General features: G+C 38.6%; 12 protein-coding genes. 2 read left to right on the forward strand and 10 right to left on the reverse strand.

The window, feature by feature from the left end; all coding sequences use genetic code 11:
- Position 1: 1 nt before the first annotated feature.
- The gene (locus tag ADICYQ_RS12385) at positions 2-568 is read right to left on the reverse strand and encodes an acyl-CoA thioesterase (RefSeq protein WP_040416014.1); all 567 of its coding nucleotides are present in this window, start codon (positions 566-568) and stop codon (positions 2-4) included.
- A gap of 583 nt (positions 569-1,151) precedes the next feature.
- On the opposite strand from ADICYQ_RS12385, the gene ADICYQ_RS12390 reads away from it, so the two are divergent.
- Both ADICYQ_RS12390 and ADICYQ_RS12395 read left to right on the forward strand, forming a co-directional pair.
- Positions 1,152-2,339, forward strand: coding sequence for an SGNH/GDSL hydrolase family protein (locus ADICYQ_RS12390; RefSeq protein WP_020890147.1), 1,188 nt, complete (start codon positions 1,152-1,154; stop codon positions 2,337-2,339).
- A gap of 144 nt (positions 2,340-2,483) precedes the next feature.
- The gene (locus tag ADICYQ_RS12395) at positions 2,484-5,930 is read left to right on the forward strand and encodes a PVC-type heme-binding CxxCH protein (RefSeq protein ID WP_020890148.1); all 3,447 of its coding nucleotides are present in this window, start codon (positions 2,484-2,486) and stop codon (positions 5,928-5,930) included.
- Between the two features lie 204 nt (positions 5,931-6,134).
- Here ADICYQ_RS12395 and ADICYQ_RS26030 read toward each other — a convergent pair whose 3' ends face one another.
- The 9 genes from ADICYQ_RS26030 to ADICYQ_RS12445 form a co-directional block, all read right to left on the reverse strand.
- Entirely contained in the window at positions 6,135-7,529 is a 1,395-nt protein-coding gene (locus ADICYQ_RS26030; protein WP_020890149.1) for a vWA domain-containing protein, read from the reverse strand.
- Between the two features lie 345 nt (positions 7,530-7,874).
- Positions 7,875-9,164, reverse strand: coding sequence for a toxin-antitoxin system YwqK family antitoxin (locus ADICYQ_RS12405; RefSeq protein WP_040416016.1), 1,290 nt, complete (start codon positions 9,162-9,164; stop codon positions 7,875-7,877).
- Between the two features lie 226 nt (positions 9,165-9,390).
- The gene (locus ADICYQ_RS12410; protein ID WP_020890151.1) at positions 9,391-9,732 is read right to left on the reverse strand and encodes a hypothetical protein; all 342 of its coding nucleotides are present in this window, start codon (positions 9,730-9,732) and stop codon (positions 9,391-9,393) included.
- Between the two features lie 255 nt (positions 9,733-9,987).
- The gene (locus ADICYQ_RS12415; RefSeq protein WP_020890153.1) at positions 9,988-10,674 is read right to left on the reverse strand and encodes a hypothetical protein; all 687 of its coding nucleotides are present in this window, start codon (positions 10,672-10,674) and stop codon (positions 9,988-9,990) included.
- A 151-nt stretch (positions 10,675-10,825) separates the two neighbouring features.
- On the reverse strand, positions 10,826-13,135 hold the full coding sequence (locus tag ADICYQ_RS26770) for an Lcl domain-containing protein (RefSeq protein WP_081652345.1): 2,310 nt from the start codon (positions 13,133-13,135) through the stop codon (positions 10,826-10,828).
- Between the two features lie 399 nt (positions 13,136-13,534).
- Complete coding sequence (locus ADICYQ_RS12425) at positions 13,535-14,062, reverse strand: DUF6933 domain-containing protein (protein ID WP_146946992.1); 528 nt, start codon at positions 14,060-14,062, stop codon at positions 13,535-13,537.
- Between the two features lie 789 nt (positions 14,063-14,851).
- Positions 14,852-15,577, reverse strand: coding sequence for a hypothetical protein (locus ADICYQ_RS12435; protein ID WP_020890157.1), 726 nt, complete (start codon positions 15,575-15,577; stop codon positions 14,852-14,854).
- Between the two features lie 664 nt (positions 15,578-16,241).
- Positions 16,242-17,006, reverse strand: a complete 765-nt coding sequence (locus tag ADICYQ_RS12440; protein WP_020890158.1) for a hypothetical protein — start codon at positions 17,004-17,006, stop codon at positions 16,242-16,244.
- A gap of 282 nt (positions 17,007-17,288) precedes the next feature.
- Entirely contained in the window at positions 17,289-18,464 is a 1,176-nt protein-coding gene (locus ADICYQ_RS12445) for a chloride channel protein (protein ID WP_020890159.1), read from the reverse strand.
- Positions 18,465-18,818: the final 354 nt, after the last annotated feature.

The raw sequence follows: 18,818 nt of genomic DNA on the forward strand, positions 1-18,818 counted from the left end.
TTTATTTAATATCCATTGAGATCTCACATCGCTGGTCTTTTAACAAGGTCGAAATGACCTCCTGATCCCAGGTACGTTTTAACTCTTTAAGGATCGCTCCGTATTCACTTTTGTACTTTTTCCTTTTAATCGCTTCCACAAATCGCCTGACATCCGTTCTTGTTTCTAATAATAAGGGGGGCACCGGCGTTGGTTTATCGTCCTCCCCTTTTGCCACCATGGTGAAATAACAAGTATTGGTATGTTTCACCACTGCTGTTTTAACATTTTCCGAGATCACCTTGATTCCAATAATCATAGAGCTGTTGCCTACATGATTTACGGAGGCCTTTAGAGAAACCAACTCTCCTACTTCCACTGGTTGTAAAAAATCAACCGTATCTACTGAAACGGTTACACAGTAAGCGCCACTGTGTTTGGTTGCAGCAGTGTAGGCGACCTTATCCATCATAGAAAGTAAAATACCTCCATGAATTTTGCCACCAAAATTAGCAAAAGAGGGTATCATAAGCTCGGTAATGGTAACGCGGGAAAAACTGGCTGGCCTTGCACTTAGGAATGCACTCATTAATTAAAGGGATTTGTATAGATCAATATAAGTCGTAGCGACTTTCAGACACAAATATATGTATGATTTTTATAAATAAGCTTGTATGCGGAAAATGGATTTCCTGTCGGATCTTTGGTCTTGTTGCAATTACAAGAAAATCAGACGATAGCATCAATGGGAACACTTCTCCTGAAAGCGTAGCGATTTTGTCAGCATTCTTGCAGAAATAGGCAACAATACCGCCAAAATCAAGAAGGGAATATCATTTTCTTACAAGGGCTTAAGCACTAGGCTATCAATATACCACGATTCCAAAGTCTATCCACACCCTCTACTATATCACTACATCACAAAATCACCCCATCACCAATAATCCGCCTCTACAATGGGCCTTAATTCATAGATATAATAACACAGGAAATCCCTTAGTGACGCTTTTAAAAAAACCTTCTTAGCTACCTCAGCAAGTATTTTTAGCTACCATTGGTCTAATAAACCAACCAATGATATAATTAATAAATGAAAATACCTGTCTAATCTTACTTCCTCTTTATATTGTAGCCTGTATTTAATAATATCCGCTATTACCCAAAAATTCTTCATGAACAGACATTACATTTTTCTTTTATTTTCGGTGTTTTTCCATTCCGCTGTATTTTCCCAACAGACATTTAGCCCACAAGATGGGGACAGGATTGTTTTATTGGGAAACGCACTGATTGAAAATGAACAGGAGTATGGATTCCTCGAATACCGTTTAACCAATTATTGGCCTGAAAAACACCTCACCTTTAGAAACCTGGGCTGGTCAGGCGACACCGTTTTTGGTGAGGCAAGAAGCTATTATACCAGCCCTCCTGGCCCCTATGAATTGCTTATTTCTCAAATAAAAGCCAGTAACCCTGACTGGATGATTATAGCCTATGGTAATGTTGAAGCGCAGGATGGTGCTTCTGGCTTGGCCCATTTTAAAGCAGGATTAAACCAATTGCTTGACAGTGTGGAAGCCTTGGCTGCTAAACCTGTTTTGCTTTCTACCATCCCTCAAGCAATCGCAGGATCAGAAGCGCTTTTGGCAAAGAGAAATGAAGGGTTAATTTTATACAACGAGGCCATTGCCGAAATCGCTAAAAGTAGATCGCTAGCTTTTATTGATGTTTTTAATGCATTCAATATCCCCGACCAATTAAAGCACTATCAAAATAACGGTGTTCACTTAAACGAAGAGGGGTATTTGCTTCTTGCTGAAACCATAATGGATCAAATGAAGCTTACAACTGAAATTCCTTCCTTTAGAATTGATGCTTCCACAGCCACTATCGAAAGTAATGTGACAACAGAAAACCTTACGATAATAGATAAATCCAAAGGGTTTTCATTTAACAGTACAATTCAAGCAAGTTCAACACCTGTTTCAAAAACGCAATTGAATGGTCAAACAATTACAGTAGAAGGTTTGAAGAAAGGAACTTATACATTATCCATCGGAGGCGAACTTCAGGCCGTAGGGTCAAGAAATGACTGGGAAGAAGGAATCACATTACATCCTAGTGCCTCCTCACAACAGTCTGGACAGTTGCTGAAATTGATAAGAGAAAAGGATAAAACCTACTTCCACCAATACCGGCCTCAAAACAGAACCTATATCATAGGTTTCAGGTCTTACGAACAAGGCAGACATAAGGAAGGCCTGGCGGCATTGGATGCTTTAATTCTTTGGTTGGACGATCAAATCAATCAGACCAAAAAACAACAAAGTACTCAATATTTACTGGAACGGTTGCCATAAATACTGGACCTATATCAATTGAACCATTTTACTGAAACTGTCACTAATACGATGATCTTAGAATCAATATCCTATATAAAATGCTTGCCTAAAAAGGTTATTAGGCAACAGAAATCAACCCAATTCCTCTGGAATAAAATTTCATTGGCACTTCTACTCTTAATAACAAGCATTTCGGCACATGGCCAAAATTCGCTCAGGGATATCCCCTCTCCTGACCCTCAAGACCAAATGGACAGGTTTCAGGTAGCAGAAGGATTTGAAGTCAATTTATTTGCAACAGACCCAATGGTCGTGAAACCCATTCAAATGAACTGGGATGCTCAGGGCAGGTTATGGGTGGTAAGCAGTACCATTTACCCGCACCTGAAACCGGGTGAAACTGCCAATGATAAAATCCTCGTCATAGAAGACACAGACAGGGATGGAATAGCAGACAAATCGACTGTTTTTGCTGAAGGGCTTTTCACTCCTACTGGCCTTCTCCCAGGAGACGGTGGTGTATATGTGGCCAACTCAACAGAAATCTTGCATTTAAAAGATACCAATGGAGATGGCAAAGCAGACGAAACTAAAAAGATCCTTTCTGGTTTTGGAACTGGTGACACCCACCATCTGATCCATACCTTTCGCTGGGGCCCTGATGGCTTAATGTACTTCAATCAATCCATCTACATCTACAGTCATGTAGAAACACCTTATGGTATACGCAGACTAGAAGGTGGTGGTGTTTGGCAATACAATACCAAAACACAGCAATTGGAAGTTTTTGCAAAAGGGCTCGTTAATCCCTGGGGATTGCAATTTGATAAATGGGGTAAAAGCTTCCTCACCGATGGAGCTGGTAGAGAAGGCATTAATTATGCCTTTCCTGGCGCCACATTTTTAACTGCCCCTGGAGCTGAACGCATTTTAAGTGGTTTAAATCCCGGTCAACCAAAACACAGCGGACTGGATATTATTTCAGGCGCGCACATGCCAGCGGCTTTGTCAGGAAGTCTTATCACCAATGATTTTAGGGCCAACCGGGTCAATCGATTCGTATTAGAAGAGCAAGGAAGCGGCTTTGTTTCCAAGCAAGCCGATGATTTATTGTGGACTGATCATATAGGGTTCAGACCTGTAGACATCTTAATGGGGCCTGATGGCGCGATATATATAGCAGATTGGTACAACCCTATCATTCAACATGGAGAAGTTGACTTTTTCGATGCCAGAAGGGACCAACAGCATGGTAGAATATGGCGTATAACTAAAAAGGATAGCCCTTTGGTTAAATACCCTGATTTGCAGAACAAAACCATTCCCGAATTATTAGAAGCCTTAAAATCTGAAGAAAACTGGGAAAGATTGCAGGCAAAATTAATCCTCAAGAACAAAGACGAAAAGGAAGTAAAGGATGCATTAAGCAAATGGATAGCTGCGCTTGAAACTTCAAATACCGAGTATGAGCACCATTTATTAGAGGCACTTTGGATACACCAGGCCATTGGCGATGTGAATGTACCTTTACTGCAAAAGCTTTTAACTGCTCAAAATCCGGAAGCAAGAGCAGCGGCGATTAGGGTATTGGTGCATTGGAAAGAAAACATCCCAGAAACGCAATCCTTACTGGTCACCGCGATAAAAGACAACCACGCAACGGTAAGATTAGAGGCTATTGTTGGAATCGCGAATTTCAAAACAATGGAAGCTACCGTTGCGACATTGTCAGCATTGGATCAAACAATGGATGTTAACCTGGACTTTGCCTTGTGGCATACGGTAAATAATTTAAGTCCAGTATGGCTACCTGAAGTCTTAAAGAACCCCACTTATTTTGGTGATATGGACAAAACCATATTCGCATTGAACACTGTAAGTGACCCGAAATCTACTTCTCTGCTTGCTGAATTGTACAGCAGCAATAAAGTTCCGGATAAATACCTGGAATTGGTACGTGAAAAATTGGCTAAATATGGGACAGCAGAAGATTTAACCAAAATTTACCTTCAAGTAATCAATCCTGCATTAGCTAATACCGAAAACCAGTTAGAAGACCTGGAAATACTTTACAAAGCAGCTGCAGCCAGAAAACTTGAACCACAGCATACCTCTTCTCAATTGAGAACTTTGCTAAAGGAAGCCAATGAATCTGTAGAAGTTAAAGTTTTGCAATTGGTAGGCATGTGGAAAAAAGCGGACCTATTGGATCTCCTTTTACAAAAAAATGTGACCGGTAATGAGGAGGTAAGAAAAGCAGCCATGGAGGCCATGGGCAAGCTAGACGATGAAGGAAGTCAGGAAGTATTGCTTACTATGGCTAAAACACATAAAAACGAAAGCATCCGCGTATTGGCCATCTCTCAATTGGTAAAAACGGCACCAGAAAAGGCTGCCGATGCTGCCATTGTGTTGCTTACAAAAAAGCCATCGGATACTGACACCCGAAACTTATTTGCTGCTTTCCTTTCTTCCAACAATGCCACTGAAGTGTTGGCAAACACCTTGTCCAGCACGGGAATACCATCAGAAACGGCAAAAATCGGCAGAAAGGCCATGCAAGAATTACTCCCTTTGCATAGAAGAACCAAGGATGCTGCAATAAAGCTTAAAGATGCCTTAGAAGCCTCAGGAGGGGTTTTACCTCCCGAAAAAATGCCCCAACAATTGGACAACCGTCAAATCTATGCCCTTGGACAGGAAGTAAAAACGTTGGGCGATCCGGTTATTGGTGAAGCCATTTACAGGAGACAATCAATGATGTGTCAAAACTGCCATGGAATAGGTGGTGCCGGAGGCCAATTGGGACCGGATTTAAGTTCTTTGGGTACAAGTCTCCCTGTGGACAATATTATCAAATCTATTCTTGAGCCCACAGAATCCATCAAAGAAGGTTTTGAGTTACAAAAAATAACAAAAAATGATGGCGGTATCTTAATGGGCTATTTGATCAATGATGGTGCCAGAGAGGTTGTCCTTCGAGACATGGCAGGAAATGAAAATGGTATCCCTAAATCTCAAATAAAGAGCCTGGAGAAAGTACCCGGTTCTTTAATGCCGGCAGGGATTACGGCAAGTCTTGAAAAACAAGATTTCATTAATTTGGTCAGTTACCTATCCAAACTGGGAAGCAATGGAGATTTCAGGGTTACCAATGAAAAATTGGTAAGACGATGGAAAGCTGCAACTGAATTCAAGGTGTTGCGCAAAGATGCCGGAGTGGATGGTTGGGAAAGCCTGCCTGGCAATAACTTAAGCCAAATGCCAAAAGGGCTGTACAGCAAAGTAGCTGGCGATTTACCTTTAAGTGATATCCCTACTATTACAGACAACAATGACAAAAAATTCAGTCTTGTTCAATTTGAAGTAAATATCCTAAAAGCTGGGGAGTTCAGTTTAAAATTAACTGGAGTTGATCAGGCAAAGGTCTGGGTAAGTGGAAATGAAATTTCCTTAAATAAAGGAACAGGAGCTACTAACCTTAGTGTTGGCAAACAATGGGTCAATATCGCCATTGACCGGGAAAAAGCTGATGAAGGTTCCTTAAAGGTGTTGATAATCGATGGGGAAGCCAATAGTGCCCAAAGTCAAGTGATTGTAGGGCAGTAGTTAAACCTGAGGTATGCAATAGGTCTTGTTTTGGGTGATAGAATTGGTGAAAACGACTCACTAAGATCCTATTTTACTAGCCCTAAAGGGGCGTAATATATCAGCCACGGGTGCAGCCCGTGGTTCGGTTTATGCACATTAAACGATTTTGGCGGTATTGTTGCTTTTTTTCTGCAACAATACTGACAAAATCTTAAGCTTTCCTTAGAAAGTCAACGTTTTCCTGATGGTTTCCCCCTGTTCAATCGCTATTGTAAAGGACTGAATCGCCTTGTCTTTGTGCACTCCTAGTGGTTTCGAAGTAACGCTATAATTCCCAGGGTTAAGTAGGAATTTCGTTCCTCTTAAATACGTTCGTGATCCTGCCACATTCTTTCCCGTCTGTTCTTCGACTATTGTCACTACACAATCTATATTCTCCCCTCCTATTTGCGTAAAGATTTCAAATTCTCCGGTTTTAAAATCATAAACCAAGGGTAAGGTTTTTGCCGCTTCAATTGCGATGCTATCAATCTCGGTATTCGTTTGTAGCCCTTCCATTTTCAATGCCTGAATGGCTACTTTATACAGTCCAGGATTGACTTCCACTTCCTTTTTGACCCCATAGGTCCTGGTAGTGGCAACTACTTCCCCGTTAGGATCAATAACCTTGACCATACTGTCCCAGCCCTGCCCGTTATTGGTAACCAAGACATCCAATGTACCGGCATCAAAAGTAATCGTTTGATGCCCTTTGACATTTTCAAGGCTTTCAATATCCCTGACCGTGATCCTATCTACATCACTCCCTTCCAGTGGTGCCACTTCAAAATTATAGGTACTAGGAGGTAAATAAAAATAGCCCGTATCCTGATAAGTCCTTAGCAATATGGGTTCTCTTTTACCTACTATATCATAAGCTTTGACATAAACATCCATTGGGAGGCCATTTTTGACGGCATAAACAGAGAAATTATTGGCAGGCTTGTCTACAGTAGAAGCCGTGGCCACATTCAGGATTTCACCCAGGTTTTCTGCATTTTCCGCACTAAAATAGCTCCCATCCCCTGCTTCCGCTGCACACCTCAATTGCTGTGTATCTTCAGCCTTCAAACCAAAACCAATAATATGCAACTTAAAATCAATGCCCTCATCCTTGGCTTCTTCCACTATCTCACAAATATTTCCATCACAGGACTCTATGCCATCTGTAATAAGGATAATGGTGGCTTTCTGCTTGGCCGCTCTCAATTGATCAATGACCATTGCTGCAGAATAGGCCAATGGCGTTTTGCCCAGTGGTTTAATCCCTTTGACGGCTTCTATCACCTCCTTTTTTGTTCCTGTGGCAGCATCCACCATAAATTCCACATCCTTACAATCCCCTTCCTTTCGGTGCCCATAGGCAACAAAGCCAATTTTCTGTGTTTCCGAAAGGTTTCCCACTGCACCGCTTAAAGCAGCTGCAGCTATTTCCATTTTGGTTTTCCCTTGCATCTGTCCCCACATGGAGCCACTTGCATCGTATATAAAAATAATGGGGGGCTGGTTTTCCGGGCTTTGTCCTTGAGAGTTGAAAACAATAATTAGGGTCAGGAAAAGGAAGGTTATCTTTTTCATGGGAAGACCATTTGATTTACAAATCGTGTTGGTGAAGGAAAGCCTATAACATGTACTATAAAAGGCTGCTTCGAGGTGTTGGTTGATTTAAAATAACGATTTTAATTCGTTATAACGCTATATATCCTGTACTTATGTATAAAAAAATATTTTAGCGCAATTTTAACCCTGGAGGGATTATGTGTTTATAGACAGACATCGGTTTCTTTGCTAATCGACCTTGTAGGGGTCGTATTACAAACCTGAAATCATTGACTATTAATAAATGACCTTTTATGGTCAAATTTAATCCAACCACATCAGCAGCAAAAGAAAGCTTACCTTATATTCCTAGCGCTTACTCCTCTATTTAGGAATGGCGGCAAAAACATCTTTAACGGACTTACTTAAATTTTCAGGAGTAGGCGGTGAAAACATCGTAACCAATCTTTTGCCCTCTTTATCAAATACTTTATGGGTAAGAACATCCCCGGCAGCACTCACCAAACCAGAGCTTGATGGGTTGCCATTTGGGTAATAGGTTTCCCATTTCCCAAGCAATACTCCTTCGGAAGCTGTCATCAACAACCATTTTTCATCTCCACTGATGAATAAGGTTTCTCCATGAACCAGGCCGTTTTTATAATGCACCTCATAACTAAACCTAGCCTCATTATTCTTGATGTAGTCAGGATAAATCCATAAACCATCTTTTTTACCTTTGGCATATTTGCCTTGCATTTTAATTGTACCATCATCATTGTAATGCGTACAATCACCTTGAAGCGCTCCATTGAAATAGTGCATTTCTGATTTTAAAGTGCCGGAAGTATAATAGGTTTGTAACTTTCCAACAAGCTGCTCTTTGGCATTGCGATAGCCTTTCTCATGAACTTTCCCATTGGCGTGATAAGTGCTAAAGGGGACGGATTTATGTGTAACTGTCTTTACCTTTTGTGTGACCTTGGACATCGATTTTATTTCTTGTTTAGGGATGGACTTATAAAACGTTCTCATGGCTTCTAGAAAAGTTTCGGTTTTTTCCTTACTGACCTCAACCTTGTCTACAAATTTCCCATCTTCCGTATATAAACCCCGCAAAGTGAATTGATTGTCATTGGAAATAAAGCCAACAGCCCATAAATTATCCCTATTATCGTAATACATTTCCCATATTGTATTAGGTGCGGGTTTACCTAAAAAAGCATGTATGGTGCGGATTTTATGTGTTCCTTCATATAGGATTGTCTCTCCATGAAGTTGACCGTTTTTATAATTCACAGTGAAGCGATATGGAAGACCATCTTTTGATTCAGCATAGTTATTATAGACCCATAGCCCTTCTTTTTTGCCCTGAACATATTGTCCTTCCCTATTAATTGAGCCATCCTCATTGTATTGAAGGCATTGCCCATTCAGCACACCATTGTCGTAAACGGCAGTCAAGGATATTTTCTCAGAAGGAAAAAAAATTGCTAAAGTATCCACAAATTGCTTGTCAGCATTCACAAAACCTTTTTTGTAAATATTGCCATTAGCATGGTATTCTACATAAGGGCTGGGTTTAAATACCACCCTATTGTATTTTACTTGCGCCTGGGCAAGATTGCCTATAGAAAAGTATAAAACAAGAAGGATAAGCGCGCGTAATACCATGATTCATTACCTTTTATGGCTGATAATGTTAAAGATATAAAAATGTCAATAAAAATAACCTTAACAATAGTACAATCTTAAAGACAAATTGAATACAATTGGCCGGTGCTAAAACAGCTCGGGCAAACCATAAGCCCATCAATGTATGGCTCAAAAAAAAGGGCGAATTCAACTTACTTTTGGATTAACAGTTAACCAGCAAATAAGGAACCTGCGCTACTGCCAATTACAATTTAAATCCGCTTAGGTGGACCAACTTAGTGAAGTACTCGGGATTTAAAATCAGTTTATTAAGGATTTTCTCCATGTTTTTACCCAATGCATAATCGCTGGTATAGGAGACAAAGACATCTCCTTCAGGGGCAAAATAGACCTTTGAAACATCTAAGTTGCTATCCTTGGCACCGGTTTTTAAAAGGATTTCCCACAGTTCCCCTTGTAATAAATCATTTTTATCCACCAACAAATCGACAAAATCATCGTCTGGTTGTTCCGGTAACCAAACGGTATAATTTCCGTTTATTTTGGACCTTTCCACTCTACAGAGATATACTTTACTGGTTTCCATTTCATCACAATTTTTAAAGAAGGATCGTATTTTTTTGCCTTTCTCACACTTAGCTGTAGGCCATACATTAGAAAGAAAAATTTCCCAAAGCACGTCTAATTCAAACACAGCCAACAGAACACATTGCTTAGACTAGAACTGGTCCCTGAGCTTGTCGAAGGGATTTTGAAGTTTTCCCTAAACATTTCTCAAGGTTCAACATTGCATTCAGACTAGGCTGTTCCAAACGTCAGAATTCAGTCTTAGAGGTAATTTTTAGTTTATTTTAAGGTATCCAAAAAATATTGAATTCAAGGTATCGCCTGCAAACCTATACTGAGTATACAATTCGCCTCTTTCATCAGGGCAAACAGCTATTAATTCCAAAGTGTTAAAAATGCTATCATTACTTGAAGTGAAATATTTTTCAAAGACTTCTTTTTTACCCATTCCAATTTGTAAACCGTTTTCAAGTTTAACTTTTGGCGTATTGAAGTAACTGCTATCTTCTATATAGTATTCTGAGTAGTTATCATCATGCGTGTAAGAAAACAAAGTTAGTTCAGAAGTACTGTTTGATAGCTTTGTCCTATCGTGTAGTTCATCCTTTATTTCAATTTTATAAGTTGTATCAGTAAAGTTTGGGCAATATTTTTGAATATCGTGTTTTTCATTTCCTCCAAAAGGGTATGCTAAATCATCAAAACAACAAAGGCTTAAAATACCGTTATTGTAGCCTATGAAATAGTCTCCAAATTTTTCTTTTAGTCCCTTGTCAATATTGATTAAGTCTGATTTGATTTCTTGTGGTTCTTTAAGCATGAAACTATCTATCTTGAGTCCTTCTGGATTAGGAACAAGTTCTCGGCTTTCATCATAGTTCTTTTCCTTTGAATTGTTATTTGAACAACTCAAAAGAAGTCCTAATAATACCGAGCTTATAAATATTGCTTTTAGTTTCATAATATTAATTACACCTAAATGTCTCGTATTAGATTACTAGCGGATTTTTGAGCAGCAACTTTCAGGTTAAACACAGTCCTTTTAGATGTTTACTTTGTTTCGGTTGAGCGATTAAATGGTTATTATTTTTTCAAATTGATGAAACCAGTTTTTATCTGTTTCTTCTTATCAACTCTTCTTCTGTAATATAACCGTCATTGTTTTTATCTCGTTGATCAAAGTTTTCTTTCAATTTACCTTTGGCTTCTGATTTAGCGATTTTCCCATCTTTGTTAACATCCATATTCGTCAGCATTTTCTTGAAGGAAGGGGCTGCAGTTTTTAAACCCTGACTATTATCTCTTTGTCGATTTTGCGGTGCATGCTCGGTTGTTTGAACGGACTCCTCCGGGATAGTCTCAGTATTTTCTGTGTGGTTGATATCTCTAACGGATCTTACATAATTATAAACATACCTAACATCACCTTGTGGTCCAAAATACTGAGGATAATCCTGTTTGTTTCCACTTTTTGGGTCGCTTCTTTGGGCGCCAGCACCATGAACATCCATCAATCTACCATTCATTTGTCCTTGTGCTTCCCCGAAGGCAACATAAACAGCATGTGCAGAGGGGTTTTGTCCATCTAAGTGTGTTGTGCTCGTCCAGTAAAAAGGATACTGTCCAGGGTTTCCATCCGGATCTTTGATTTGAGTTGCTTCAAAAACAGGATTTATTGCCGCTGAATGGGTTGTTTGTGGAGAGCGAGTATAATCCACGATACTCTGTAGTTCTTTTGCATTGGGCAAACGCCAATCTGAATGTGACCCTAGCTCAATGTTTTCGGCGTAGCGTAGGGCTTCTTCCCAGTCTTTACCCATACCATCATCCGTTTTTTGCCACATTAATCCAGTCGCGTAATCACTCACCGTTCCATCACCATTGTCTATAAAATTATTCTTGCCATAATCTGTGTTTCCACGTACTAAACGGAAATACATTTTGTTGTCAGCACCTGTTTTTGGATTGTATTTCGGATAGCCTTTAATCCGGCCATCTACAAAATTAACTCCGAATATGGTTGCATCAGTTCTCATGGTTTTTCCAACATATACTGTTGATGACCAGGTTTGTGCATCAATTTCCCGTTCTCCTATTTTACTGCCACCAAGCGGTTGATTAAAGTAATCTGTATCAATAAACATTTCTATGGCAGTAGCTCCTTTTACTTTTCCGGTGAACTGTATCAGCGAATAAAGCTCTTTAATTGTAGGTACTCTCCAGTCAGAATAGCTCCCTAACTTAGCATTTTTTGCTTTTTGAGTGGCTTCTTCCAGCGTCAATTTTGTACCCATATCCTGTTCCCACATTAAGCCCGTGACATTATCTGATATTGTGCCGTCGCCATTGTCTGTGTATAAGGGCTGATTACCAGTATAGTTGTCATCTTGTCCGTAAAAAGAGTCTCCCGCAGATGGCCTGGAAATTTCTTCCGTATCTGAATAAAAACCTTGTACGTTTGTATCGACAATGGGGTAATTGTCCTTCAAACTTGAATGCTTGCTTGTAGTACTATTTTGTTTGAGCGGTAAAGACATTAAGTCTTCTCCATATATAATTGTGCCTGAATAATTTTTGCGTATTTCGACAGTTGTAGCTTCTTGATCAACATATGTAAAATTGAAATGTGACAAGACTAAATTTTTTACATTGGCTTCTTTCGCCATTTGAGAACTTTCTGCTAGATTAACGTGCGCTTTTTCCCTGCTTTTAGTGCTTTTTCTATTGTTATTACTTTTTGCAGCATTTCTTTGCTCTCCTAACTCAATAGCCCCACCAGCATCCATTATTAAATAATCGGCATTGTTAGCCAAAATAGGTAAAGATTCAGAATAGGTTAAGTCTCCAGAAATTACGATAGATTCTTTTCCTGCATCAAAACGATAGGCAAAGGTTGCAATAGCATGGTTTACAGCTGTGTAGGTGATTTTTATATCTCCAATATAGAATGGGGTGTTTCCGGTCAAGTCTTTAGCGGTGAAGTTCGTTTTAACATCGCTTATACTTCTTCCTGATTTTGAGAGTCGATAGGCTATATCTTCTTCATAAATGCTCAGGATATTATCTACCATTGTAGCAGTAGGTTTGGGTCCGGCAACAATTATGCTGTTTCCCCCAAGAAGCGACTGTATAAAAATAGGGGTAAACTCCTCATTATGGTCTAAATGATGATGTGTAAAAAGGAAGCCGTCAATGGCCTTAATTTTAGTGTTGTTTTTGTTCAAATTGGCCTGAGTCCCATTCCCCATATCCACCAAAATTTGAGTGTTTTTGTAGGCTATTAGTACCGAAGGTCCCGAACGTTCTGTGTTAAATTTAGGTGAGCCAGAGCCAATTATTGTAGCGGATAAATGCTTGTTATTTTCTTGGGCAAAAAGTTGTGAGCCAAGGCAAGTTATTATTAAAACCAAGTATTTTATCATTTGAAATCTTTTGCTTTTTAGACAGCTGTTTTTCAAAATGGTTTAATTTGGACAGGGAAAAAAATCAGAAAGCAAAACAATGAGCTCCAGCTAGCTTAATGGGACAGGTATGTCCGAAAGGTAAAACCAGCCTCATATTCCCTCCCAAATCCTTTACCTAATGAATAATAGCTACTGAAACAAAGAACCCTAGGCCATAGAACAACTTAAAATAAGTAACTTTTTCATTCTCCCAACGCAAAAAAATAAAAGGAGAAAACCATTCCCCATAGTAACCCTAATTACCAACATCACTTCAATGTTTCATTGAAGTCTACCCTGAACTTTCTCAGGGTTCAACATTGCATTCAGACTAGGCTGTTCCAGCCGTCAGAATGCTTAGTTATTGTACACCGTTTTTTATTTGTTCAATAATTTATTCATTTGTTCAATAGAGTTGGTGTAGTCTGATATTTTCTGTCCTTGTCCAATATGAATGGGACTTGTATTCAGTCGGTTCGTCAAATCTTTGACTGGCATATTTTCTAAATTACCAAACTCCTCTTTCCACCAGTCAAGAGATCTTAGACTATGATTTTGAAAACCGGTAGTACTTCTGTCATTGTCAGTAGGAAGGAAGTCTAGTCCACCAATAATTGAGTCAAGGTTTTTAAACTCAGTTATTATTCCGTCATAAATTAGTTGAGAGTAAAGAGTATCTTTAAAAACTTGGTCAATATTGGTTAATTCTGAGGATTTAATATTTGTTAGAATTACATTGTACTTGGTAAGTCCGTTTGTAATTAACCAGCATTTTTTTCTTTCAACATAGAAAACTGTGGCGTTCCATTTTCCAAGAATTCCGGATTCAGTTTTTTTGTCGGCCGTGATTAGTTTCTTGACCAACTTTTCCAACTTTTTGCTTGTATGTATTTTCGTTTTTCTCAAAATGGTGTAGTAGAGTAGAGCCTGATAGCCTACTTTATTTAATTACCTATAAAGATAATAATAAGCAGTAAACTATCAGCGCCCCCTTCATCAAACCGTACGTGAACTTTTCGCTCATACGGCTTACCGATAGAGTTCTTTACCTGCTTTTTACATGAATCTACCCAGCACGTGTATAAACCATTGACTAAATGAATCACATCTGCTTTCTTTTCATATTTGAACAAACGTATAGCGACATTTAGAATCAATTACTTATTAATTCAGCTGAGAAGGTCTAAGCCAGTACTGAAAGTATCCATTCTATATTCCCTTCTCTAAAGTAGATCCCCTTCCCTATTTATGCTTTTGTTCACACTACAATCGTAACTACTATGGGTTCACGCTTACGCATTACGGCTTGGTCATTTGAGCATAACGAGCTTCAGCGAAACCCTCACGAGTTTAACTGTCGGAAGCTCTTCTAAATAAACAGCAAATTATTTAGATAGAATTTAGACCTACTGGATTACCACAGCTTCGTGGTACACCAACGTTCCCGCTATGAAACGTGTCCCGAAGGGCAATTTTTTATAGCCATTGTTAAACGAATCCTGCTAAGGCAGGAAGCCGGCAGTTATTGCCGTTTCTTCCTACATTAGACTTATCGTTAATATTCAACATTTTAAGCTATGAGAAAACCATCCCCATAGTAAACTCAATTACCAAGTGTAGTGGGGGCCTTGAGCCTTTTGAAGGGGTCCGCCCGTTAGCGGGCTTTGTCTAGTCTAGCAAGTACTTTTATCTAGCCTATCTGTAACTAACGACCAAGAATTTGGCTTCAGTATCTCCAATGTTTTCCAAAGCATGTTTACAAGCCTCATGCCAATGAATATCACCCGAATTAAATTCTTTATCGAGTTTATCTGCCTTATCGGATTCGTATTTTAAGTTATAATCATTCAGTGAATAAATAATACGGTTTATTCCCGAATGCATTGGAATACTTTTTCCTACGGGTAAATTTACCTGTGTAATCTTAAAATCTTCATTTTCGAATAAAGCCTCGGAGAAGTCAGGTGATACTGAAGTTACATCGTTTTCAACTGTATTCTCTCCGCATTCTGGCAAATCTGTGCTTTTTTTGGTGAATACTAACCATTCGGCCAGTGTGGTTCCACTATTCTTTGCGGCATGGGTTCCCGCCTCATGAAAATGAACATCTCCCTTTTTCCAAGCTTTAGTACCCAATTTTTTACCTTGCTCTTCCCAATCAATTGAATAATCAGTTAATGCATAAATCACTCGTGTTAATCCATCATGTGTTGGTTGGGATTCTCCGGAAGCCAAACTGACTTTCGATACTTTAGCATATTCATTTTCGAATAGAACAGTAGGATTAACAGTTTTAACAGCAAGTTCTTCTGGGAGTTTGTCTTTATTGATGTCTTTTTTCTTATTGTTTTTACACGAAATAAAAGCTGATGTAAAAGCTATTATAGCAAATACGAATAAAAATTGTTTTGAACGTTTCATGATATTTAAATTTTAGATTTAATAATATTGTGTTTTCTGTATCAGAATACTATAGTTAATCTCTTCAAATACGAAATGTAAATTTTAATAGAAGTTTGATTATTAACAATGATCTCTATCAGGATTTGACTTACTAGTAAATCTTTAATTGTTTGTCTCTTATTAGGTCGAGAGCTTATGTATTGACTACAATAATAGTATATACATGATTAGCTTAGGAGTTGTGTATATATATACTATGCACTTAACTCTTTCTGCTTATTTTATATTTTAAATTAAGTGTTTCAGGCAAGGAACTTAGTGGCTACCCTAAAGTTTTAATGGAAATTGTAAAAATAGACTGATGAGCTCTAAAAGCAAGTATTTTGATAGCCAGAAAAGCAATATATCTAGAAGAATTGATTGATCCAGGTTAGCTATTCCAGGGTGCTTTTGCTGAGGCTTTTTAATCTTGATTAAATCCAGTTACATTTTCAAATCACCCAAGGCTTAAAAAACAATCAGGGAAAACAACCCCTATAATACCCACAATTACCCCCAAATTGGATCCTTCGACAGGTTCAGGGTCCAGTTTGGTGACTTTTACAGTTGTGAGGAGGTTTAATTATTACTGGGCCTTATTTTCTTCCTAATTGGCTATTTACAACACCTTTAATCTCTCTAATTAAACCAATTCGGGTAGCTTTAAAAGTTGGCCTGTAAGCCAAAATTGACCTTGTATCAGTCCCCCAACCTGTGGATCAGTGGAAAAGAGTTCTAAATCTGCTACCACATCAATTTCACCTCCCAAAGTATCCACAAGCATCCACTGAAATTCCTGACCGGTTAAATCATTTCTTTTCTTATCTGATTCTTTAATTGTTCCGGAAATTAAGCCTGCTGCTACTGCTAAACTAAGGTCAAGGTTTGCATTAGAACTGAATAATCCACTCGGCACAAAGGATTGAGCTGCCCATTTCTGTTCACCTTCCTGCCCCTGTTCAAATGCTTTTTCATTTTCATAGTAATCAATGTCTTGAGCAAATGCTGACAGTTGTATTTCAATGCTTTGTGGAAACTTTATACTTCCCAATGATTTATGGTTTGGAACATCAAAAACAAATGGATAAGCCCCACTTTCAGGATTGCCTGGTTCAGTTGGATCAGCCCATGAATGAAATGCCCCATCTAAGGCACTTATTTCCCTATCAATATTAGCTATCAAGCAAACGGTTCTTTTACTAATCCCTTTATAATAAGGGTTTACCCCAATCAATTCGTGCTTCGTATTACTTTGAATCCAAAGTTCAGCTCCAGAAGGATCTGAATACTGAAAATAAGTACCTTTATCAGTTTTGATCGAGCTAGCTTTTGCATAAGCTTTCTTAGCCAATATGTAAAATTCCTCTTCACTATCAATGTCAAATCCTATAGCTGATAAATTACTCATTCTTTCTCTTTTTAAATGCCCCGTTAAATTAAGTATTTCGAACAAGTAACCCATTGGAGACCATTAAATTTTAATGGAAACTGATAAATCTAGACTGCAACGCGCTATAAGCATATGCTGCAGCGGCCTTCTTAAAATCAGTTACATTTCCCAAATGCTCGACGCTTAAAAAAAACCCAAAAACCAGCCCCATCATTGGACCCTGAGCTTGTCGAGGGGCCAGGGTCCACTTATTGGCTTGTCCAGTTGTAAGAATATTTGGAGATTTTAGGGCGTATTTCTTTATTCTTTTTCCATTTGTGAACCTATAAAAGGTATTCTCGGTGCTAAAAAATATCCTGTCAAACTCGCAAAGAATATTGGGGTTAAATGTCCAAATCCTGTCAGAGTAGCAAGTAGAATTGTTGTACTCATTGGCGTTCGCGTTACACAAGCATTAATTGCCGCCATACAGCTGACTATCGCTAATGTCAAATTTATTGTCGGGAATAGTTGATGGATAATTAGTCCTAGTGTTGCTCCAACGAAAAACAGCGGAATAATAAAACCACCTCTCCAACCCGATGTTACGCTTATGGAAATGGCTATGATTTTAAAAACCAAAATGGAAAACAAAAGCGTAATTGAAAAATTCCCTGACAATAGTTCGTTAATCTCGTGATGTCCGAAGTATCGGGTTAATGGAAAATAAAACGCAATAATACCTAATAAAACTCCTCCAATCAGTGTTTTCACATAAATAGGTATTGGTTTTTTCTCGAAAATTGTTTTGAAAAATTTGGTGCAAAAAATAAAAACCCAGCCAAAAGCAGCTCCAATTATAGCGAACAGAATCGCATAAGCAAAATCGAAAATACCTGAATATTCATAAGATGATAAGTCCCATATTGGGCCAAGTCCCAAATGAATGATTAATGCAAATACCAAATAACTAAAGCAGCTTGCGACAAATGCGGGAATAATGGCTTTGTAATACTCAACTGCATGTTTGTGGTGCAAAATTTCTAATGAAAAGAGACTACCACCTAAAGGAGCACCAAATAAAGCTGTGAAACCTGAAGCCATTCCTGCGATACTTGATGACCGTAATTCTTCTCCTTTTAACCGAAGCAATTTTCCTATCCAAGTTCCCGTTGAACCTGTAACTTGTACTAAAGGTGCTTCGGGTCCGAGACTACCACCTGACGCAATACATAGCAATGAAGAGAGAATCATTGACGGGTTATTTTTAGGGTCAAGTCTTCCTTTATTAAATCGAATGTTATTTACAATCAAATTTATTTCTCCTGGGTCTCCAATGAAATGAATTACCAAACCTGCTAATAGTCCGCAAATGGCCATTACAGGAATTACTTGCCAACCATTGAAAAAGGATAATTGATGGGTTAGCAATCCGAGTCCAATCCAATAAACGCCTGCTATTACCCCTCCTATTAATCCAAGTAAAGCCCATAACAAAAAAGTCCGACTGAAAACGAAGGGGTTGAATCGGACAGGTTGATCTAAAATATTTAAGTAGGTAACTAATTTTCTTCTTCGTTTTAATTTCACTGCTTCGCTTCTGTTTAATATGATAGTGTAGTGACTGATCCCTACCCCCTATTAATTCTTATAAAAGTAATAATAATAAGTAAACTATCAGTCCTCCTTCATCAAACCGTATCCTGGTAAATAAAGGATTACTGACAAGGAATCCAGTGGAGATTCTGAAATTTTAATGAAATATGTTATTAATGGTCTGCAAGTCTCTATCAGTGTGTGCTGCGGTGGGGCGATAAGAAATGAAGGGGTTTACGAGGAGAAGCATTGAAT

Origin of the sequence: Cyclobacterium qasimii M12-11B (genome assembly GCF_000427295.1) — a bacterium.
Classification (GTDB): domain Bacteria; phylum Bacteroidota; class Bacteroidia; order Cytophagales; family Cyclobacteriaceae; genus Cyclobacterium; species Cyclobacterium qasimii.